17 protein-coding genes and 1 riboswitch are annotated in these 20,401 nt (G+C 61.5%); of the genes, 2 read left to right on the top strand and 15 right to left on the bottom strand.

Annotated features, from left to right (window positions below; genetic code table 11):
* Window positions 1-6 precede the first annotated feature (6 nt).
* From glmM to K3759_RS05365, 9 genes are all read right to left on the bottom strand, one after another.
* Window positions 7-1,353: a phosphoglucosamine mutase gene (gene glmM / locus K3759_RS05405; RefSeq protein ID WP_259984719.1), complete on the bottom strand. Its 1,347-nt coding sequence runs from the start codon at window positions 1,351-1,353 to the stop codon at window positions 7-9.
* Entirely contained in the window at window positions 1,350-2,363 is a 1,014-nt protein-coding gene (folP, locus tag K3759_RS05400; protein ID WP_259984717.1) for a dihydropteroate synthase, read from the bottom strand. Before folP ends, glmM begins: the two co-directional genes overlap by 4 nt.
* Entirely contained in the window at window positions 2,363-3,289 is a 927-nt protein-coding gene (locus tag K3759_RS05395; protein WP_259984715.1) for a dihydroneopterin aldolase, read from the bottom strand. Before K3759_RS05395 ends, folP begins: the two co-directional genes overlap by 1 nt.
* A gap of 112 nt (window positions 3,290-3,401) precedes the next feature.
* Window positions 3,402-4,043, bottom strand: coding sequence for a cell wall hydrolase (locus K3759_RS05390; RefSeq protein WP_259984713.1), 642 nt, complete (start codon window positions 4,041-4,043; stop codon window positions 3,402-3,404).
* Between the two features lie 129 nt (window positions 4,044-4,172).
* Window positions 4,173-6,710 (bottom strand): pyruvate, phosphate dikinase, encoded by a 2,538-nt coding sequence (locus K3759_RS05385; RefSeq protein WP_259984711.1) that lies wholly within the window; start codon window positions 6,708-6,710, stop codon window positions 4,173-4,175.
* Between the two features lie 74 nt (window positions 6,711-6,784).
* The gene (glyS, locus tag K3759_RS05380; RefSeq protein WP_259984709.1) at window positions 6,785-9,190 is read right to left on the bottom strand and encodes a glycine--tRNA ligase subunit beta; all 2,406 of its coding nucleotides are present in this window, start codon (window positions 9,188-9,190) and stop codon (window positions 6,785-6,787) included.
* A gap of 92 nt (window positions 9,191-9,282) precedes the next feature.
* Window positions 9,283-10,098 carry a DUF1206 domain-containing protein gene (locus K3759_RS05375; RefSeq protein WP_259984707.1) on the bottom strand — a complete coding sequence of 272 codons (816 nt, stop codon included), beginning with the start codon at window positions 10,096-10,098 and terminating at the stop codon, window positions 9,283-9,285.
* Window positions 10,099-10,181: 83 nt separating this feature from the next.
* On the bottom strand, window positions 10,182-10,697 hold the full coding sequence (locus tag K3759_RS05370; RefSeq protein ID WP_259984705.1) for a DUF6446 family protein: 516 nt from the start codon (window positions 10,695-10,697) through the stop codon (window positions 10,182-10,184).
* On the bottom strand, window positions 10,694-11,641 hold the full coding sequence (locus tag K3759_RS05365) for a glycine--tRNA ligase subunit alpha (RefSeq protein WP_259984702.1): 948 nt from the start codon (window positions 11,639-11,641) through the stop codon (window positions 10,694-10,696). The genes K3759_RS05370 and K3759_RS05365 overlap by 4 nt, the downstream gene beginning before the upstream one ends.
* A 155-nt stretch (window positions 11,642-11,796) precedes the next feature.
* Here K3759_RS05365 and K3759_RS05360 point away from each other — a divergent pair, with 155 nt between their 5' ends.
* Window positions 11,797-13,674, top strand: a complete 1,878-nt coding sequence (locus K3759_RS05360) for a serine protease (protein WP_259984700.1) — start codon at window positions 11,797-11,799, stop codon at window positions 13,672-13,674.
* A gap of 76 nt (window positions 13,675-13,750) precedes the next feature.
* Here the strand turns inward: K3759_RS05360 and K3759_RS05355 are convergent, their stop codons facing one another.
* From K3759_RS05355 to K3759_RS05330, 6 genes are all read right to left on the bottom strand, one after another.
* Window positions 13,751-15,199 (bottom strand): TrkH family potassium uptake protein, encoded by a 1,449-nt coding sequence (locus tag K3759_RS05355; protein ID WP_259984697.1) that lies wholly within the window; start codon window positions 15,197-15,199, stop codon window positions 13,751-13,753.
* A gap of 81 nt (window positions 15,200-15,280) precedes the next feature.
* Window positions 15,281-15,529: a hypothetical protein gene (locus tag K3759_RS05350; protein WP_067262845.1), complete on the bottom strand. Its 249-nt coding sequence runs from the start codon at window positions 15,527-15,529 to the stop codon at window positions 15,281-15,283.
* 215 nt (window positions 15,530-15,744) lie between these two features.
* A complete protein-coding gene (folE2, locus tag K3759_RS05345; protein ID WP_259984694.1) occupies window positions 15,745-16,836 on the bottom strand; it encodes a GTP cyclohydrolase FolE2 in 1,092 nt (363 codons plus the stop codon).
* A 77-nt stretch (window positions 16,837-16,913) separates the two neighbouring features.
* Complete coding sequence (gene metZ / locus K3759_RS05340) at window positions 16,914-18,104, bottom strand: O-succinylhomoserine sulfhydrylase (protein WP_259984692.1); 1,191 nt, start codon at window positions 18,102-18,104, stop codon at window positions 16,914-16,916.
* A gap of 64 nt (window positions 18,105-18,168) precedes the next feature.
* A riboswitch (SAM riboswitch) is annotated at window positions 18,169-18,245 on the bottom strand.
* 58 nt (window positions 18,246-18,303) lie between these two features.
* Window positions 18,304-18,909: an inner membrane-spanning protein YciB gene (locus K3759_RS05335; RefSeq protein WP_259984690.1), complete on the bottom strand. Its 606-nt coding sequence runs from the start codon at window positions 18,907-18,909 to the stop codon at window positions 18,304-18,306.
* Between the two features lie 10 nt (window positions 18,910-18,919).
* Window positions 18,920-19,822, bottom strand: a complete 903-nt coding sequence (locus K3759_RS05330; protein WP_243262657.1) for a DMT family transporter — start codon at window positions 19,820-19,822, stop codon at window positions 18,920-18,922.
* A 63-nt stretch (window positions 19,823-19,885) separates the two neighbouring features.
* Here K3759_RS05330 and K3759_RS05325 point away from each other — a divergent pair, with 63 nt between their 5' ends.
* Entirely contained in the window at window positions 19,886-20,371 is a 486-nt protein-coding gene (locus tag K3759_RS05325) for an MgtC/SapB family protein (protein ID WP_259984687.1), read from the top strand.
* Window positions 20,372-20,401: the final 30 nt, after the last annotated feature.

Genomic DNA, 20,401 nt, shown 5'->3' with positions numbered 1-20,401 from the left:
GGCAGCCTAGCTGCCCACCGCCACGTTCACCGCATCGACCACACTGTCCACGGCACGCTCCATCAGCGTCGCATCTTCGTGCTCTGCCATGACACGGACCAAGGGCTCGGTGCCTGACTTGCGGATCAACAGCCGCCCGCTCTGGGCCAGCTCGGCCTCAGCCTGTGCGATGGCGGCCTTGACCTGTGTGTCCTCCAGCGGGGTCTGACCCGACGAGAAACGCACGTTCTTAAGCAATTGTGGCACAGGGTCGAATTGATAGAGCAGTTCCGAAGCAGGTTTGCCCGAACGGACCATCTCAGCCAGAAACTGCATCCCGGCCATAAGGCCATCGCCCGTGGTCGCATGATCAGTCATGACGATATGGCCAGACTGCTCCCCACCAAGGTTAAAGCCCCCTTCGCGCATCCGTTCCACCACATAGCGGTCGCCTACAGCGGTCCGTTCCAACCGCAGACCGCGATCATCCAAAAACCGCTCCAACCCGAGGTTGCTCATCACCGTGGCCACAAGCGCCTTGCCGGCAAGCCGGTCTTCCTCGGCCCATCGCGCCGCCATCAGTGCCATGAACTGATCGCCGTCACCGATGCGGCCGTTCTGGTCGATCAAGATCACCCGATCCGCATCGCCATCAAGGCAAATCCCCAGGTCCGCCCCATGGGCCACCACCGCCTCGGCTGCAGACTGGGGCTGGGTCGAGCCACAGCCGTCGTTAATATTCAGACCATTGGGCGCCACGCCCACGGGGATCACGGTCGCGCCCAATTCCCACAGGGCCATGGGCGCCACGTGATAGGCGGCCCCATGGGCGCAATCGATTACAACCTTCAGCCCATCAAGACGCATCTGGCGCGGGAATGAGGATTTAACCCGTTCGATATAACGGTAACGGCTGTCGTCGATCCGCTTGGCGCGCCCGATTTTCGCGGGGGCCGTAGGCTCCACCCCTTCGGCGACCAATGCCTCGATCTCCTGCTCGACTTGATCGGAGAGCTTGAACCCATCCGGCCCGAAGAATTTGATGCCATTGTCATTGGCCGGATTGTGGCTGGCCGAAATCATGACCCCCAAATCGGCCCGCATGGAGCGGGTCAAAAGCCCAACCGCAGGCGTCGGGACCGGGCCCAGCAGCAGCACATTCATCCCCGTGCTGGTCAGCCCTGCAGTCAGCGCGTTTTCAAACATATAGCCGGAAAGCCGGGTGTCTTTTCCGATGACCACGCGGTGGACTGCGTCTTTCTCGCGGCGGAAATAGCGCCCCACTGCAGCACCAATATGCAGCGCCATATCCGCAGTCATCGGGTGGATATTGGCCGTGCCACGCACGCCGTCTGTACCAAAAAGTTTTGTCATAATTGTTTTCCTGCTAGTGCTGCACGGTAAAGCGCAATTGCCTGAATGGTTTGCGCCACATCATGGACGCGTAAGAACTGGATTCCGTGATTCAATGCTGCCAACGCCACGGCGATAGACCCCGGAGCGCGGTCTTCCCCCGCCGCACCGCCGCCAATCGTGCCAATGAACCGTTTGCGCGAGGCGCCCAGCAAGACCGGCACGCCCAGACTGTGAAATAGGCTCAAACGGGAGAGCAGCGCGAGGTTGTGCTCCAACGTCTTGCCAAAACCGATGCCGGGGTCGGCGAGGATGTTATGGCGCGCGATGCCCTGCGCCTCCAGCGCTGTGATCCGCTCGGCCAGATAATCATAGACATCCAGCAGCACGTCATCATAGCGCGGGTCGCGCTGCATCGTGGCCGGGTCACCTTGGGCGTGCATCACACAGACCGGGAGACCCCGCGCGGCGCAGAAGGGCGCAAGGGCCGGATCAAAGGTCAAGGCAGCCACGTCATTGATTAAATCCGCCCCAGCCGTCACCGCAGCCTCGGCCACAGCGGCCTTGCGGGTGTCGATGCTGATCGCCCCCGCCCCGGCAGCGCGCAGCCCTTCGATGACCGGCACAATACGCGCGATTTCCTTGTCTTCGGGGACCGTCTCAGCGCCGGGGCGGGTTGATTCCCCGCCGACGTCGAGCATATCGACCCCAGCCGCGCGCATCGCCACGCCTGCCGCTACCGCGACCTGCGGATCGGCGTGGCGGCCACCATCAGAGAAGCTGTCAGGCGTGGCGTTAAGGATGCCCATAACACGCGGGCGGTCGAGAGTGAGCCCGGCGATGGGTCTGCGCGCTGCGGTCAACGCTTCTAGCGCCTCAATGGGCAAGTCCTTAGCCGTTATCACCTGCGGTGCGCGCGCGCGCGCCAGCACCTCAACATGGGTGAACCAACCCCAACCCCCGGCAAGGGTTTGAGCCTCCTGAGGCCGCGCAGGGCCGATTTGAACGAGTGGTCGATAATAGTCCGTCATCAAACGGTCTCCGCGCTGTCGACGGAAAGAACCCGCGTGGGCAATTCTACACTCTCGGGCAACTCTGCGCCGATCAACACCAGTTCCGTCGCTCCAGAGCTCACCGCGAACCATGCCGCTAAGGCAGGTGCGTCACTCGGCGCGGCGGCGGGGCCGTCGACGGCATCAAGGACGATGCGCGAAGGGGCCCAGATGCTTAGCTGCCCGTTCTTCATCGCCCAGTCCAACTCAGTCCGACTGCCAACGACTACGCAACGGGGATCACGGGCGGAAAGCATCCACGCATTCTGTTCAATCGCCAAAAGGTCGATATGGTGCTGCGCTTTCGCTTGACCGGCCTGCGGCGCGGCAGTGGCAGGCGGACCGACGCAGAGGATCACGGGCTCTGCTGCGGCTTCCAACTGGTCCAACCATGCGGGCAGCCAAGGGGACGTAATCGCCGCATTGGAAAGGTAAACCACGCGCGGCTGCGGTGTCTCAATGGCGGGCTCCTGCGCCGCGCTATCGCCGCCCCGCGCGCGTACGATCTCAACCCCAAGAGCACCCGGGCCACGGTCCAGTTTCTCGATCCGCACGAAGACCCGCATCGCCTGCGGCTCGATCAGGATTCGATCAGCCACCCGTTCGGCCAGCGTTTCCAACAGATTGAGCCGCTCGGCAGCAAGTTCCGCCGCAATCGCCTCGGTCACGCGGTCATAGGAAAGGATGCGGTCCACGTCATCGTCAACGGCCCCCGTGAGGGGGGCCACCTCGACGACCACATTAAAACAGACCCGCTGCGTCACATCCCGCTCGGCCTGAAAAGCGCCGATTTCGACCTCAATGATATGATCACGCAGGGAAATACGGTCGCGCGGCTCGGGGCCGGCCATGGTCTCGGCCCGCTCAGAGGGGTGGGCAAAGGCAAGTCGGATTTCGTCGGACATCGGCAGCGCCTATCGGATCAGGGTAACTGGCCCCTCCGGGGGCGCTTTGGTGCACATCTAGCAGGCCCACCGACGGCAGGCCAGCACCCGAAAGCATTTGCGTACCCTGCCCTCAGTTTGAGGCGGTTTTCCACGTGTGGCGGTAGAAGAGATGCTGCCCGATCCGTGCGGTCTTGGTATAGACCCGCGCCCAATTGGGGTTCACGGCGGTGGTGTGGTAGTGGGTCGCGCCATCGGTCAGCTTGGGCGCGGTACCCTCGATGATCGCACGGGCTACTTTAGAGACACGGGCAAAGGCGCGCGGCTCGTTGATGACTTCTTTGTTGCCATCGCAGGTATAGGTAAACTGACACTGATACTTACGGCCCGTACCTTGGTTGATCACGCCGCAGAGCGTGCCGGGGAAGCGGGCGGATTTGACACGGTTCATGATCACTTCGGCCACGGCGAACTGGCCTTTGACCGTCTCACCGCGCGCTTCAAAGTAAAGCGCTTCGGCAAGGCACTGCAACTCGGCGCTGCCTTCGGCTTTCGGCTGGCTGTCGATCCAAGCTTTGGAGAATTTCACATCCGTCTCGCTGGCCGAAGCGGGCTGTGCGACCATTTCTTGAAGACGGGCAGCGCCTGCAGACTTCAGACCTTGAATTTCGATCTGCGCAAGATCGCTTGCGCTTTCAGAACTGGCCTGAACGGCGAAGGGAGCGCTGCAAAGAGCAACGGAAAGCGCAAAAGAGATCGACCGGATAAAACGCATTATGCGCCTCGCATCATTGTTAGGGCTGCGGGGCGGATAGCCAAAAGGTTCCCGGTGGTAAACCCAACCGGACATTATGTGCAGAAACCCGCCGAATTATGGTATAAGTTGGGCCAGAGCCCGCCGTTCCTACCCGATCTTGTGGGCGATGGCGAGCTGGGCGGCGGCCAAACGTGCAACCGGTACGCGAAACGGCGAGCAGGAAACGTAATCGAAGCCCGATTCGCGGCAAAATGCGATGGATTCGGGGTTGCCGCCATGCTCGCCACAGATCGAAAGAGTGATCCCGGGCTGCGCTTTACGGCCCCGCGCCGCGCCAAGTTGCAGCAATTCCCCCACCCCATCGGTGTCCAAAACGTGGAACGGATCCTCGGGGTAGACCCCCTGCTGGACGTAATTCGACATGAAACGCCCCGCATCGTCGCGTGACAATCCATAGGTCATCTGCGTGAGGTCGTTGGTCCCAAAACTGAGAAAGGCACAATGCGGCGCGATTTCCTCGGCACGCAAACAGGCGCGCGGGGTCTCGACCATCACGCCGAGACGATAAGTGAAGCTCGCGTCGCGCTCACTGCGCACAGCAGCGGCGATCGCATCGACCGACGCCTTGACCAGTTCCACCTCACGCCGGGCGCTGACCAGTGGGATCATGATCTCCGGCACCACAGGCTCCCCATCCCGGCTGGCCTCAATGGTCGCTTCAAAGATCGCACGGGCCTGCATTTCGTAGATCTCCGGCACCGTGACCCCGAGACGTACGCCGCGCAGGCCCAGCATCGGGTTGTATTCCGTCATCGCCGCCACGCGCCGCGTCACATCCGACATCTGCAGCCCAAGGGCTTCGGCCAGTTCGCGTTGTCCGGCTTTGTCAGAGGGCAGAAATTCATGCAACGGTGGATCGAACAGGCGAATGCAGACGGGTTGGCCCTGCATGATGCGGAAAAGCTGAGTGAAATCATCGCGCTGCATGGGCAGCAGACGCTCCAACACCGCGCGGCGGTCTTCGCCGCTTTCGGCAAAGATCATCTCGCGCATCACCGTCAGGCGACCGGGCTCAAAAAACATATGCTCGGTCCGGCACAGGCCGATGCCATGGGCGTTGAAATTGCGCGCGGTCTGCGCATCGGCTGGCGTGTCGGCATTGGCGCGAATGCCGATGTCGGCCACATCCTCGGCCCAGCCCATCAACCGTGTGAAAGTATCATCAAGTGCGGCTTCCTGCATCTTGGCCGCCCCGGCCAAGACTTGCCCGGTCGAGCCGTCGACGGTGATCTGATCCCCTTCGACAAAGACCCGCCCGTCAGGGGCGATGATCTGCCGCTGGGTCACGACAAAGCGCATGTTCGACGCACCGACGACGCAGGGCAACCCCATGCCGCGCCCGATCACCGCCGCATGGCTGGTGATCCCGCCGCGTTCGGTCAGCACGGCGGCAGCGGCATGCATGCCGCGAATATCCTCAGGCGACGTCTCGCGCCGGACAAGGATGCAAGGCTCCCCCCGCGCGGCGCTGGCCTGCGCGTCGCTGGCCGAAAAGACGATCCGCCCCGTCGCGGCACCCGGGCTGGCGGCGATGCCGCGCCCGATCACGTCACGTTTGGCGCTTGGGTCAACCTGACGGTGGAGTAGTTCCGACAGCGTGCGCGGCTGCACCCGCATCAGGGCTTCTTCGCGGCTAATGATCCCCTCATCCGCCAGCGCCACGGCGATCCGTACCGCCGCGCGAGAGGAGCGCACCACTTTCACCCCATCCAGAATATGCAGCTTGCCTTGATCGATCACAAACTCGACCTGCATCTCGGCTCGGAGACGTCTGCGCATCAGCGCCGCGTGCTCTTTTAGCTCAGCAAAAGCCTCAGGCACCAGTTCTTCCAACGACGGACCGCGCGGATCGCGGGTGAGATACATCGCTGCGGCATCACCCTCCAACGCATCGCGGCCTTGGCTTTGGCTGAGGTATCGCCCGGTGATCTGTGGCAGGCCGGTATCGCTATCGACCAGTTGCAACACACCCGAGCCGCACTGACCCTGCCCCACGCCAAAGGCCATTTCCTGAACCACCAGCCCCAGCCCCGCATCCGCAGGCGCGCCCTTAGCCTGCCGGAGCAGCCGCGCGGAGGTGCCGTTCCACGCCCGCGCCATGGAGCGCAGCACAGCGGCAAGCTGGGTCGCCGGGTCTTGGGGGAAACGCTCTTCCGTCTCGGCCTCGTAAGCGCGCAAGGACGCCATCAGCGCCGCGCGGCCATCGCCGTTCACATCGTCGAACATATCCGGATCCAGCCGCGCGACATTGACCGCATAGGACTGCACGAACCGCGAATAAAGCGCCGCTGCCGGGCCTTCACCGATGGTGCCCGCGTAGCTTTCAAAGAGCGCATCGTTGATCCCGATGTTCAACACCGCCCCCGGCCCGCCCCAATCAGGGTCTTGGCTGGAGGGCCGCACACAAAGAAGCGCCCCTTTGGGGAACTGATCGACCACTCCCTGCACATCAGGCATCTGCCCCCGCGCGATCTGCTGCACCGCGTCAAAGGACAGCGCAATGGTCCGTGGCACCGGCAGGTCGAGCCGCACTAGACGTTGCAGGCATTTGGCCCGCCCGCCGTGGGTGGTATTGGCAATCGGCGCGGTGGGGGTCACCAGCGTGGTATGGGGATCATTCTGCACTGCGGCACCTTAATCGTTCCGGTGCAGCATAGGGGTTGAGGCAGAAGGGGCAAGTGATCTCGCCCCCTCAGCGGTCAGCCGTCCAGTTTAGTCAAGTCCGCCACGGCACTACAGATCGTGCGAATGCGGCTCAGCAGATTAAGCCGGTTGCGCCGCACCGTGGGGTTCTCGGCATTGACCTGCACCGCCTCAAAAAACGCATCGATCGGTCCGCGCAATTCGGCCATCGCCGCCATCGCGGTGGAGAAATCCTGCTCTGCCATCGCCGGGGTGATCTTGGCCTCGGCCTTGTCGAGCGCGGCGAAGAGGTCTTTCTCGGCCTCCGTCTCGGCAAACTTCGGATCAGCGCCGAAGGAGTACTCCACGCCGTCGGCCTCTTCGGCTTGGCTGAGGATGTTGTTGGCGCGTTTGAAGCCTTGGATCAGGTTCTCGCCGTCGTCGGTTTTCAACGTCTCCGACAGGGCGCGGGCGCGCTTGACCAAGAGGGTCAGGTCGTCACTGCCGTCCATGGCGATACAGGCGTCGATGACGTCGTGGCGGATGCCTTGGTCGCGGAGGTAGACTTTGAGACGGTCGTGAATGAAGGAGAGGATACCGTGATGCAACTGATTAGTTGCGCGAACCGCCTTACGCCCCTTGCTTGCCTTCTTCCGCTTATTGCCCTTGGGGAAAATCTCGTTCGCAATATCGTCTTGAGCAGTCTCACCATCGTACTCCGCGATGTCGGAAGCATGAGATAGTGGAAAGCTCGAGTAATGTTCGATCAACTCATCTATCAGCTCTGAGGTACTCTCATCGATAATCTTGGGGCTTATATCTTTCTCCAGTTGATACTTTGCCTGATAGAGGGCGGCGCGTGCATCTTGGCCGCAAAAGTCTTCAGTCTTTGATATCTCGCGGAAAAGATTTGCAAAGGCGTCCAAAACCTCGTCGGTCTTCGCAATTGGGTATTGGCCAACACCGTGGCGCAAAACCGGAATCAAGCTTGAAGAAACATCGTTCTCCACCAAAATCCGGATCACACCCAAAGCCGCACGCCGCAGCGCAAAGGGGTCCTTGCTCCCGGTGGGCTTCTCATCAATCGCCCAGAACCCAGTCAGCTTGTCGATCTTCTCAGCCAGCGCCACGGCAATGGAAACCGGCGCTGTCGGCACATCATCAGACGGTCCCAGCGGCGCGTAGTGATCCTTGGCCGCATCGGCGACGGCGTCTGACAGTCCAGCCTTGCGCGCGTAGTAGCTGCCCATAAGGCCCTGCAATTCGGGGAACTCGTAGACCATCTCGGAGCTGAGGTCTGCCTTGGCGACGCGCGCTGCCTTCTCGGCCTCCTCGGCGTCAGCCCCGACCAAAGGCGCAAGCTCACGTGACAGGGTCGCCATCCGGTCGATCAACTCGGCCTGTGTGCCCAACTTGTTGTGGAAGGTGACGTTTTCCAGCGCCTTGACCCAAGTCTCCATGGCGCCCTCAGCGGTCACGGTGCGCAGGTCGTTGTCCCAAAAGAACTTCGCATCCGACAGCCGTGCGCCGAGCACTTTTTCGTTGCCCGCAAGGATCGTCGCGCCATCATCGGTGGTGGTGCGGTTGGCGACGGTGACGAAGCGTTCAATCTGGCCAGACTTCGGATTGCGAACCGAGAAGAACTTCTGGTGTTCTTTCATCGATGTCTGCAGCACCTCGGGCGGCAGGCCCAAGAAATCTTCGCCGATGCGGCCCATCAGCACGACGGGGTATTCCACCAATCCGGCGACCTCGGCCAGAAGCCCTGCGTCTTCGACTACTTCCAATCCGGCGGCGAAGGCCATGTTGGTGGCGTCATGCCAGATCGTATCGGCCCGCGCGGCGGGGTCGAGCACGACATGGGCGCGGGCGAGTTTGGTTTGGTAGTCCTCAAATCCCGAGACTTCGATCTCGTCCGGTGCAAGGAACCGGTGGCCGCGTGTGGTGTTGCCAGCCTCAATGCCGTCTACTGTCAGTGGCACGACCTCGGCCCCGGCCTCATCGCTGATGATACAGAGGATCGAATGCAGCGGGCGGACCCATTTGAGGCTGCCCGTGCCCCACCGCATCGATTTCGGCCACGGGAAATTGCGGATGGTCTGTTCCAGCACCTCTGCCACGATCTCAGCCGCCGGGCGACCCGGCTTTTCGATCTTGGCAAAGAGGATCTTGCCTTTGGGCGTGTCGCGTTCCTCGAGCTGATCGCGGGTCAGACCGGCACCGCGTAAAAACCCTTCGATGGCTTTTTCGGGCGCGTCGGCTTTCGGGCCTTTACGCTCTTCGACCTGCCGCGGGCTGGCGGCAAGCATGTCGCCAAGTGCTAGCGTCAACCGGCGCGGGGTGGTGAATACGGCGGCGGAGCCATAGGTCAGACCGGCCTCGACCAAACCGTTTGTCACCAGCTTTTGCAGGTCTTCACCAGCACGTTTCTGCATCCGCGCAGGAATTTCTTCGGAGAAAAGTTCAATCAGCAGATCTGGCACGGGCGGCCCCCAATTCTTGCCGCGACGGCGGCGTCTCATCGGGGGCTTGGATAACGAGTGCTAGGCGGAGGGTCTAGCCCCCCGCCTAGCGTTTAATCCAACAAGGTGCGGATATCGGGATCGGAGAATTTCGGCACCACGCGGTAACCCGCTTCGACAAAGTTATAAACCGCAAAGCCGATCAGCCCCAGCCCTGCCCCGCCTAGGAGGAATCGCCCAAAGGCCATACCGCGCAGGTCCTGCAGCGCCTTGCCCAAACCGCCCGCCTGTTCGGGGTTGGCGGTCAGTGCTGCATAGCCCAGCGAAAAGGCCACAAGGGCGAGCATGATGCCATAGATCACAAGGCCCACGGTCACGATTGGATCAATGCTTTCGGTGAATTGGGTGCGCGCCAGATGGCCCTTATACTTGCCGCTCCAGCCCTTATAGGCGTAATAGACCCCCGCGCCGAGCAAAATGAGAGCGCCAGCAGCGACGATATAGCGCCCAGCCGGCATTGCCATCAACTTTTGCGTCCAGTCCTGCGTGGTGTCCCCCCCCGAATTCTTGCCACTGAGTGCCAATGCGAAGACAGCGATACCGATGCCGCCGTGAATCAGGCCGGTTGTGATCTGCCCCAACCGCGCGACAATGCCTTTCAGGTCGGTCCCATGGTCTTCGACATCTTTCACACCGGCTGCCACGCGCCAAACCAGATATGCCAACAGTCCCAGTCCGATAGCGAATAGGGCGGGCACGCCATAGGGCTCATCACGAAGGGCCGCCAGCGCGTCTTTGGTGCCTGAGGCTTGGGTTGATTTGAAGGCCGCCAAAAAGGCCAGCCCGCCGACGATTGAGTAGATCACGCCCCGCGCGCCGTAGCCCGCTCGCATTACCCACTTCAGTCCTTCATGTGATTTGTCTGTCACCCGTGCCCCCATTCTAATGGAGAATAAGCGTTCGGCGCGGGCAAAAGGTTCCGCGCTATTTTCTGCGCGGAACCATTCTTAGCTTAGTTCGCAGGCTGCTCCGGGCAGGCTTCGCCCACCACGGTGCCATCATATGACTTCTCACCGCAGTCGTTAAGCTCGTGCCAGACATAGCCGCGCCCGTCGTCGGTCAGTGCCACGATCCGGTCGACGCCGTAATGCACGTTCTTGCCGCCAAGGAAGGTCAGCGCGGTGCCAGCCTCAATCTCGGCCCCGATGGCCGGAGCGTCGAAACAATCGAACCAGCCCGGCGCGTTACGCGGATCGGTGTGATTGGTCATCTCATAGGTCTCGGTTGCCATGGCAAGGCTGATGTCATGCTCAAAACAAGCGCGGAACCGGATCGGAGAGCTGTCAGCGTCGATGGCCCGCAGGTTGCTCGCGGCGATCTCTTCCGCCTCCTGCGAGGTCAGCGAGACCAGTTCGACCTTGGCCCCGGGCACCTCGTGATAAAAGCCGTAGACCTGCAAATAATAAAGGGCAGCCCCGGCGACCAGCGCAGAAACAAGGATCACAATACCGACAACCTTGCCGCTCATGCCGCGCTTTCCGCTTCAGGCGTCCAACCGCCTGCGCGGGTCTGCACGAAGGCATCGGCGCATTGTTTGGCCAAGGCCCGCACCCGCCCGATATAGGCCTGCCGCTCGGTGACCGAGATCACGCCGCGCGCGTCGAGCAGGTTGAAGATATGGCTGGCCTTGATGCATTGGTCATAGGCCGGATGCGCCATGACAATGCGCTTGCCGGTTTTTGGATCTTCGACGGGCTGTTCGAGGATGAACTGGCAATGTGCCTCGGCCTCATTGAACTGATCCAGCAGCACTTCGGTATTAGCGGTGTCAAAGTTCCAGCGCGCGAATTCCTCTTCGGTCTGTTTGAACACATCGCCATAGGTCAGCGGGATCGGCGCGTCGGGGCTGTTGAAGGGCATGTCCATCACGTGATCGACCCCCAGCACATACATGGCCAAACGCTCCAACCCATAGGTCAGCTCACCCGAGACGGGGTGGCAGTCGTGGCCGCCGACCTGCTGAAAATAGGTGAACTGGCTGACTTCCATACCGTCGCACCAGACCTCCCAGCCCAGCCCCCACGCGCCCAGCGTCGGGCTTTCCCAGTCATCCTCGACAAAGCGGATGTCATGCAGCGCCATGTCGATGCCGATGGCCTCAAGCGAACCGAGGTACAGCTCTTGCAGGTTGGGCGGGCTCGGTTTGATGAGCACTTGATACTGATAGTAGTGCTGCAAGCGGTTGGGGTTCTCACCATAGCGCCCATCAGTAGGGCGGCGCGAAGGCTGCACATAGGCCGCGGCCCAGGGCTGTGTACCAAGGCTGCGCAGCGTGGTGGCCGGGTGAAAGGTGCCAGCGCCCACTTCCATGTCATAGGGTTGCAGGATCGCGCAGCCCTGCCGCGCCCAATAGCTCTGCAATGCAAGGATGATCTCTTGAAAAGAGCGTGGTTTCTGCGCCGCGTCAGACATGGTGATTGCCCCTTAATGATGCGCGCCTTTCCTACGTCTGCAATCCATGGGGGTCAATCGCAGCTTTGTGAGAAATTCGCCGCCTTTGCCATGGCATTTGCGCCGCTTTCCGGCGTAATCTGGCTCGGATTTGGTTTTGCGAGAGTTGAGTGACGATGAAGCGATTTCTTTTTGCCCCCGTGGCGATGTTTTTGGCCCTGAGCCTGTCTTGGGCCGGGCTTGCACGGGCGCAATCGGCAGAGGATGTCGTTTGGGTACAGATCGAAGCGCAACCGTCATTGGCAGAGGCCACAGATCGTGCGCGCGCCTATGAAACCCTGTTGGATGACGTGAACGGTTTCTCCTTGGGTGGCGGCTGGTATGGCATCGCCGTTGGCCCCTACCGCCGCGCGGATGCGGAACTGGTGTTGCGCAGCTATGTGCGCGACGGTCTGGTGCCGCGTGACAGTTTCATCCAGCAGTCAGATCGCTTTCGTCAGCAGTTCTGGCCCGTGGGTGCCAATGTGCTTGAAACTGGGGTAATCGACGCGCCCGCAGGTGTCGAGACTGGCGACGAGACCGAAACAGCCTCCGAGACCACCACACCCGAAGTCACCACAACCCCGCTGGACCCCACCACCCCGGCTGAGGCTGAGGCCGAAGGTGAAGTTGAAACAGAGGTCGCTGAGGCCGAGCCCGAAACCGCCGCCGCGCCCGAGCCGCCAGAACCGGATGAGACCCCGGCAGAGGCCCGTCGCACCGAACGCGCGCTTACGGCTCAAGAGCGCAAAGACCTCCAGATCGCCCTGCAATGGGCCGGTTTTTACGACGCCTCGATTGATGGCGCATTTGGCCGCGGCACCCGCGCCTCGATGGGGGCATGGCAGGCGGCAAACGGCTACGACCAGACCGGCGTGCTGACCACCCGGCAGCGTGCCGCGCTGATTGCGCAGTATAACGCGGTGCTTGACGGTTTGGGACTGCAAATGGTGCGTGATGAGAAGGCCGGGATCGAGATTATGATGCCCACCGCCGAGGTTGAATTCGCCCGCTACGAGCCGCCCTTTGCGCATTACGACACCAGCGGCAATCTCGGCGCGCGGGTCCTGCTGATCAGCCAGTCGGGCAACCAAGACACGCTCTACGGCCTTTATGACATCATGCAGACGCTTGAGATCGTCCCGCTGGATGGCCCACGCGAGCGCAAGCGCAATTCTTTTGAATTGATCGGTGAAAACGGCAGCATCATCAGCCAGACGCAGGTCTCGCTTGAAAATGGGGAGATCAAAGGCTTTACCCTGATTTGGCCCGCGGGAGACGAAGACCGCCGTCGCCGCGTATTAGCGGAAATGTCCAAAAGCCTGACACGCCTTCCCAACGTCTTGGACGCCGCCGCAGGCAATAGCGATGCACAGGCGATCGATCTGGTCGCGGGTCTGCAAATCCGCCAACCCAAGATCGCCCGCAGTGGCTTTTTCATCGATGATAATGGCTCGGTCGTGACCACAAGCGAAGTGGTCGCCTCCTGTTCCCGTGTGACGCTGGACGCTGATACGGATGCGACCGTGGTCGCCACGGATGAGGCGCGCGGCCTTGCGTTGCTCAAACCTGAAAGCCGTCTAGCCCCTCTCGCCGTGGCCGAATTCGGCAACGCCGCGCCGCGCCTACAATCGGAAATCTCTGTCGCGGGTTACTCTTACGAAGGGGTGCTGAGCGCGGCGACGCTTACCTTCGGCGCGCTTTCGGACCTAAAGGGGCTGAACGGCGATGCAACTCTCAAGCGCCTCTCCGTGAAGGCCCAGCCCGGAGATGCCGGTGGGCCGGTGTTTGACGAGAGGGGCCATGTCGTCGGCATGCTGCTCCCCCGCACCGACGGGGACCGCAAGTTGCCCGAAGACGTGAGCTTTGCCCTCGACGGTGGTGTGATCCTGAAAGCGGCGGAGAGCGCCGGTCTGGGCGGCCAGATGGCGCAGGGGGCCGCCGGCCCTATCGCCCCACGTGACCTCACGCTGCGCGCGCAGGGCATGACCGTATTGGTAAGCTGCTGGGAGTAGATGCGGGCGGGCAGCTTTGCGCCCGTTCACTGACCTCATGCAAAGGGCGGCGCCACGGGTGCCGCCCTTTCGCGTTTCAGGCGCGCCAGAATTTAGAGGTGAACATGACGTAGACCGCCATGAGCTCCAGCCGCCCGATTAACATGGCGATGATGAGTATCCATTTCGCCGTGTCGTTCAGGCTGCTGAAATTCCCTGCCGGGCCAATGATGGGCCCCAAGCCCGGCCCGATGTTCGCCAGCGCAGCCGCAGCGCCTGAGACTGAGGTGACGAAATCCAGCCCTGTGAGACTGAGCGCGACCGAGATCAACCCCAGCGACACGACGAAAAACATGAAGAACGACATGACCGAACTCAGCACGTCCGCCCCCACGGGGCGGCCATCGTAGCGTGGGGTAAAAATGCCGTGCGGTGAACGGATCCGCCGCAGCTGCGCGCGGATCGAGGCAAAGAGCAGTTGATAGCGAAAGACTTTTATCGAGCAGGTGGTGGACCCCGCACAGCCGCCGATCAAGCCAATGAAGAAAAACAGCGCCACAGCAAAACTGCCCCATTGCATATAATCCGCCGAGGCATAGCCGGTGCCCGAGATGATCGAGGTGATGTTAAAGATCGCCTCCCGCAAGACCTGCTCGGAATCATAGGTCGTGCCGCTGCGCAGAACGAAAAAAACGATCACTACCAGAAAAGTCACGGTCATTAGAAAGCCGCGCACCTGCGGGTCGCGGTGCAACGCCACGGGGTTGCCGTTAATCAATTGCACGTAACGCACGAAAGGCAGCGCCGCGAGGATCATAAAGATTGCAGCGACATATTCAGCCGGGCCAGAGAAGGTGCTGAACGACGCGTCATAGTTGGAGAACCCTCCGGTCGACACCGTGGTCAGCGCATGGACCGTGGCATCAAAGGTGGTCATGCCAAGGGCAAGATAGCTCAGCATACAGGCCAGCGTCAGCCAGAGGTAGATCACCGAGATTTGCGTCGCGATCTGCCCTGCGCGCGGCAGAATCTTCCCGAAGGTGTCAAAGGACTCGGATTTAAAGATCTGCATACCCCCGACCCGCAGTTCGGGCAGGAAGACCATGGCGACCACGACAATACCGATGCCGCCCAACCATTGCAGGATACCGCGCCAGATCAGCAGCCCCTTGGGCAGTTCTTCCAGCCCCGTAAGCACTGTCGCCCCCGTGGTTGTCAAACCTGACATGGCTTCAAATATCGCGTCGGTGACACTGGCGTCGGTCGCGCCCAAAACAAACGGCAGGGCTCCGAACAGTGGAAGCATCAACCAGACGCCGGTGGTAAGCATGAATGTCTGCTGGATGGTGAGCCCTTCGCGGACCCCATTGGCGCTGGCAAGGGCGATCATACCGCCGCCAAGCGTCGTGATCAGTGCGCTTTCGACGAAGACCCACCATTGGCCCCGGCCTTCGGCCAGATCGACCAAGATCGGGATGATCATGGCAAGGCCAAGCACGGCCACCAAAAGGCCCACGACATATCCGACAGGTCGTATATCCAACATGGGCGCAGCGTTGGCTTGGCCGCTCGTCGCTGTCAAGCCGAGACGGGACCGGGGCGCGATTTGGCCCCGGTCCGTGTCGTCTTAGATGTAGTAGAGGTCTTTGAAAACGTGGTGAACGATGTCGTCACGCTTGATGCCCATGGCGGCCAGTTCTTCGTCGCTTTTCGCTTGCAGGCCTTGGACCTGTTCAAAACGGCGTTGGGCGGTGGAGCCCATCATGATGCCATGGCCGATCCCCGCGAAAAAGCGGCGCAGACCAGCGCCGGCGCGCCGTAGCCCTTCAAGGGGTGAGACGGAGTGGGCGGGATGAGCGGTGCTCTGGTAGGTCATCTGATTGCCTTCGCAATTTGCAGTATTTCGATGACCGCTAGATAGGCAATGCTGCGCCGCAGCAGAACCGACGTTTTCGCATAGCCGCTGGTCGGGAGTTGCAGGGCTGACGGGGCGACATTCGGCATTTTTGTCCTAATGCACGCGAAATGCCCCGCAAAGGGGCGCGGCGCGGGCTGCGGACAACCCATGCGCGATTGCCGCGCCGCGCGGGATCAACCGACGTGAAAGAGGGTGTTAAACAGCTTGGGGTCAATGCTCTGCGCCGCGAAGGTCTCCCCTTGCGTCAGCACGCTGATCGCATCGTGGCTGTGCAGGCTTTCTTGATGGCTGGCGACAATGCGGAAATCCCCCACCCGTCCATCGGCCAAAAGCTGTTCACAAAACAGCCGCGCGGCATCCTCAACAAAGATCGGATTGGCGGCGTTAAGTTCGGCGAAAGCCTGTTCGTCTTCCCGCTTGACCATCACCTGCGTCTCGGTCGGCACAGCGCGGCGGCAGATCTCAATGAGGTCTTCGAACCACAGGCAATCGCCCTCGTCATGTGTCTCGACCGAAATGCGCGCCACGGAACGCTGCGAATGCGGTGTGGCCAACTGCCCCCGCGTCTCGCGCGCGTGTTCACTGAGTTCCAGCGAACAGGGGCAGGTGCTGGAATAGACATAGTCGAGATGCACGATCTTTTTGCGCTCTCCGTTCTGCTCAACCAGTTCCAGTGCGATGTCGTAATACTGATAGCCCGTCAGCCCCGAGCGCAAACTGCCGATCTTCATTGGAAAAGAGAATCGCATCTGGATCCGCGCATCCACGCTTTCGAGATCGGTCTTATAATCATCCAGCGCCGCTTCGATCACCTCAAAGCTAAAGGTGGCCTCTGCATGGCGGTAAAAGCTGCGCATGATGCGGGACATGTTGATGCCCTTCTTTTCCGCATCAAGCGACACCGAACCGGTCACAGATGTTTCCAGCCGCATATCCCCGCCCTCACGGCTGCGGTAACGGATCGGCAGGCGAAAATTCGATATGCCCACATGCTGAATCAACTGCTGCGCGCCCCGGATCAGGCTGGAGGGACCATTTTGCAGATCCGGCAGGCTGGCGCGGTAGTTGGCACCGGCGGTGAAGTCCTCGGGGTAGGCACGGCTCAGTGCCGGGTAGTCCGCGGGCGCGAGCATCCGCGCCATCACCGGGTCAAGGGCTGCGATCTCTGCCGGGGTGGCCGTATCGGCCCAAGCGCGCAGTGTGGCGAGCGCAGCCTCCGCCGCGCTTCGATCCGGTGTTTCGGACATCTCAGTCACGATGTTCATTGCGCGGCCCTCCGGTCTGTCGTCCTTAATGTATGATGCGCGGGGCAAAAATGCCACCGCGCCTGCGACACATCAGGTCAGGCTTGCGTCGCCGCCGCCAGCGCTTGCAGCAGATCAGCCTTGAGATCGCCAGTATATTCCAGCCCCACGCTGATGCGGACCAGCCCCGGCGTTATGCCCAAAAGGTCTTTGGTTTCCTGCGGCAAACGCTGGTGCGTCGTGGTGGCCGGGTGGGTCACGATGGTCTTCGCATCGCCGAGGTTGTTAGAGATCACCCCCACCTTTAGCGCATTCAGGAAAGCGAAGGCCGCCGCCTTGCCGCCCTTGAGGTCAATCGAGAGCACGGTGCCCCCTGCCCCCATCTGCTGCATCGCCAGCGCGTTTTGCGGATGGGCGGATAGGCCGGGGTAAAGCACCCGCGCCAATGCCGCGTGACCTTCGAGCGCCTCAGCCAATTCCTGCGCGCTGGCCGCCTGTGCCCTCACGCGCAGGTCAATGGTTTCCAACCCCTTGAGCATGATCCACGCGGTGAACGGGCTCATCGAGCCGCCGGTGTGCTTCATGTAAGGCTCAAGCGTGCCGCGAATGAAATCACGGCTGCCGAGCACCACACCGCCAAGCGCGCGGCCCTGCCCGTCGATATGTTTGGTGGCCGAATAGACCACCACATCCGCCCCCTGCGAGATCGCGCGGGAAAAGACCGGCGTGGCGAAGACATTGTCGACCACCACCAGCGCGCCCTTGGCATGGGCCAGTTTGGCGACGGCTTCGATGTCGATCACTTCAAGCGTGGGGTTGGCGACGGATTCAAAGAACACCGCGCGGGTGTCCTCGCGGATCGCGGCCTCCCATGCGCCCAGATCGCTGCCGTCGACAAAGGTCACCTCAACCCCATAGCGGCCAAGGATTTCTTCGAGCACATAGATACAGGAGCCGAAAAGCGCCCGGGCCGAGACCACATGATCGCCCGCCTTCAGCATCGAGATCAGCGCGCCCGACACCGCCGCCATGCCGCTGGCCGTGGCAAAGGCATCTTCGGCCCCTTCCAAGGTGGCAATGCGGTCCTCGAACATCGCGACCGTCGGGTTGCCGTAGCGGGCGTAGATGAACTCATCCGGTCCGATCTCTTCAAACCGCGCCTCCGCCTGTTCGGCGCTGTCGTAAACGAAACCTTGGGTGAGGTAGATCGCCTCGCTCACCTCGCCATACTGGCTGCGGCGGGTGCCTGCGTGGATCGCTTGAGTGCGCGGGTGACGGTCGTTGCTCATCTATCTCATCCTTCTGGCCCGACCTTGCGGGCAAAAAAAACCCCAGACGCGGCCAAGCGAAAGGGGGTCTTTCATCCTGACCTTTTAGCGGCATGTTTAACGTGGCCCACAATCCGGTAACAAATCGCCACGCGGGGTGGATTACGCCGCGCGACGTTGCAGGTCAACAGTTTCGCGCGGGGCATGGTTTAAATTCGGGTCAGCTTTGGTCTTTCTTCTCGCCATAGGCTTCGAACAACTTGCCCTGCGCCATGAAGAAAACGAAAATCGCCGCCGTCAGGCCGAAGGTTTTGAAGTAGACCCATGTGTCGGTCGAAAAGAACCGCCAGATCAGCTCATTCGCCAGCGCCAGACCAAAGAAGAAGAACATCAACCGTTTGGTCAGCAGCATCCACCCCTCATCGCGCAGCGGCATCATCTCTTCCATGACGTATTTCAGGTAGGACTGCCCGCGCAGCAGGCCCACGGCCAAAAGGCCGCCAAAGAGCACATAGATCAACGTCGGCTTCATCTTGAAAAAGCGGTCGTCGTTCAGCCAGACCGACAGCCCGCCAAAGATCACCACCAGCACCACGGTGGCGACCTGCATCCGGCTGAGCTTGCCCGTCAGCGCCCAGAGCGCGCCGGTCGACAGGACCAGCAAGGGCACGAACATCGCGGTAACAACGATAAAGCCGTCGTATTCGGTCCCGGCGAAGGTGTAGGTGTTATCCTTGAGCCACAGATAAGCGACGAGGAAGGCCAGCACCGGCCCGTATTCCAAACCTGCACGCAGCATTGGGTTGATCTCTCTTGGTTCTGACATGCCTGTTCCTTCAGCCGCCCATTTCAACAATCACCGCCCCGGCCGCGATCAACGCCATCAGCGCGATGCGGCGCGGGCCGACGGTTTCTTTCAGCACCAGCACCCCGATCAGCGCGGCAAAGACGGTCGATGTCTCGCGCAGCACCGCCGCCTCGCCCACCTTATCGAGCCGCGTGGCCAGCATGACCGACCCAAAGCTCGCAAAAGCGATAAATCCGCCGATCACGCCGCGCAGCATCAGCGGCGCGACCTCGGGTGGGTTCTCCATCCGGTGCCAGCGCCGCCATGCAATCACCGGCATCACCAACCCGTCGATCATGAAAAACCACGCGAGAAAGGTGAAAGGATCCGCCGTGGCGCGAATGCCATAGGCGTCATATGTGGTGTAAAGCGCCACGAACAAGCCCGTGAGCACCGCAAGCCCCAAGGCCGCGTGCAGCGTATCGCGGGCCGCGACCAGATTGCGCAGGTTATAGAGGGCAAGGCCGAAGATACCGCTCAAGAGCACCGCTACACCCAGCCATTGCACCGCGTTGAACCGCTCGCCAAAGATCAGATAGGCCCCCACCACGGCAAACAGCGGCCCCGTGCCACGCACCACCGGGTAGACCACCGTATAAGCACCCTTGGTATAGGCCCAAGCCTGCAACAATTTATAAATCACATGGATTACGAAAGCGCCGAGGAAAATCAGCCACATATGCGGCTCGGGCCATGGCACGACGAACAGCGCAAAGGGCGCGGCCATCACACCATAGGAGACATCAATCGCCCCGCGCGTGAGCCACGGATCATGCCGCCCCTTTTGCAGCGCGCCAAAAACGGCATGCAAAAAGGCCGCCGAAAGCGCCAACCAAAGCGCCGCAGTATGGCCCGCGGGCGTACCTTCGATCGACAGGATCCATTCGGTCATCACGGAACCACCACAGCGGCGAGAGGTTTATTCCTCAAAGCCTTTATCACCAACGGAAATTCCATGTTTGAAAGCCTGCTCGCCGATCTGACCAACAGCTTTTCCAAAGTGCCCGTCACGGTTGCTGCCGCGCGGCTGCTGATGGCCGCGTTTCTGGCGGGTGTTGTGGGGTTTGAGCGCGAGCGGCGGGACAAGCCCGCGGGGCTGCGCACCCATATCATGGTGGCCATCGCGGCCTGCCTGTTCATCATCATCGGGCAAGAGCTGGGCAGTCTGGAGTTCGGAGAGGGCGACCAGATGCGCTTTGATCCGCTGCGTTTGATCGAAGCGGTCACGGCGGGCGTGGCCTTCCTCGCCGCGGGGATCATTTTCACCTCCAACGGCGAAGTGCGCAACATCACCACCGGCGCGTCGATGTGGTTGGCTGGGGCGATTGGGCTGTCCTGCGGCGCGGGGCAAATCCTGCTGGCCTGCCTCACGGCGGGGATCGTCGTTGCCGTGCTCACCGTGTTGCGCCAGATCGAAAAACTGCTCGGCACCCATGATTGAGCCGTGCCGCCGAGCGCGGCGGCCAAGAGT

Source organism: Sulfitobacter sp. W027 (assembly GCF_025143985.1).
Taxonomy (GTDB): domain Bacteria; phylum Pseudomonadota; class Alphaproteobacteria; order Rhodobacterales; family Rhodobacteraceae; genus Sulfitobacter.
The sequence above is the reverse complement of the archived record's forward strand: the minus strand, read 5'-3'. Positions and strand labels throughout refer to the sequence as shown.

What these genes read in the sequence shown, in the direction of transcription:
- glmM (WP_259984719.1), bottom strand. Translation starts at nt 1,353, where the DNA reads ATGACAAAACTTTTTGGTACAGACGGCGTGCGTGGCACGGCCAATATC.
- folP (WP_259984717.1), bottom strand. Translation starts at nt 2,363, where the DNA reads ATGACGGACTATTATCGACCACTCGTTCAAATCGGCCCTGCGCGGCCT.
- K3759_RS05395 (WP_259984715.1), bottom strand. Translation starts at nt 3,289, where the DNA reads ATGTCCGACGAAATCCGACTTGCCTTTGCCCACCCCTCTGAGCGGGCC.
- K3759_RS05390 (WP_259984713.1), bottom strand. Translation starts at nt 4,043, where the DNA reads ATGCGTTTTATCCGGTCGATCTCTTTTGCGCTTTCCGTTGCTCTTTGC.
- K3759_RS05370 (WP_259984705.1), bottom strand. Translation starts at nt 10,697, where the DNA reads ATGAGCGGCAAGGTTGTCGGTATTGTGATCCTTGTTTCTGCGCTGGTC.
- K3759_RS05365 (WP_259984702.1), bottom strand. Translation starts at nt 11,641, where the DNA reads ATGTCTGACGCGGCGCAGAAACCACGCTCTTTTCAAGAGATCATCCTT.
- K3759_RS05360 (WP_259984700.1), top strand. Translation starts at nt 11,797, where the DNA reads ATGAAGCGATTTCTTTTTGCCCCCGTGGCGATGTTTTTGGCCCTGAGC.
- K3759_RS05355 (WP_259984697.1), bottom strand. Translation starts at nt 15,199, where the DNA reads ATGTTGGATATACGACCTGTCGGATATGTCGTGGGCCTTTTGGTGGCC.
- K3759_RS05350 (WP_067262845.1), bottom strand. Translation starts at nt 15,529, where the DNA reads ATGACCTACCAGAGCACCGCTCATCCCGCCCACTCCGTCTCACCCCTT.
- folE2 (WP_259984694.1), bottom strand. Translation starts at nt 16,836, where the DNA reads ATGAACATCGTGACTGAGATGTCCGAAACACCGGATCGAAGCGCGGCG.
- metZ (WP_259984692.1), bottom strand. Translation starts at nt 18,104, where the DNA reads ATGAGCAACGACCGTCACCCGCGCACTCAAGCGATCCACGCAGGCACC.
- K3759_RS05335 (WP_259984690.1), bottom strand. Translation starts at nt 18,909, where the DNA reads ATGTCAGAACCAAGAGAGATCAACCCAATGCTGCGTGCAGGTTTGGAA.
- K3759_RS05330 (WP_243262657.1), bottom strand. Translation starts at nt 19,822, where the DNA reads ATGACCGAATGGATCCTGTCGATCGAAGGTACGCCCGCGGGCCATACT.
- K3759_RS05325 (WP_259984687.1), top strand. Translation starts at nt 19,886, where the DNA reads ATGTTTGAAAGCCTGCTCGCCGATCTGACCAACAGCTTTTCCAAAGTG.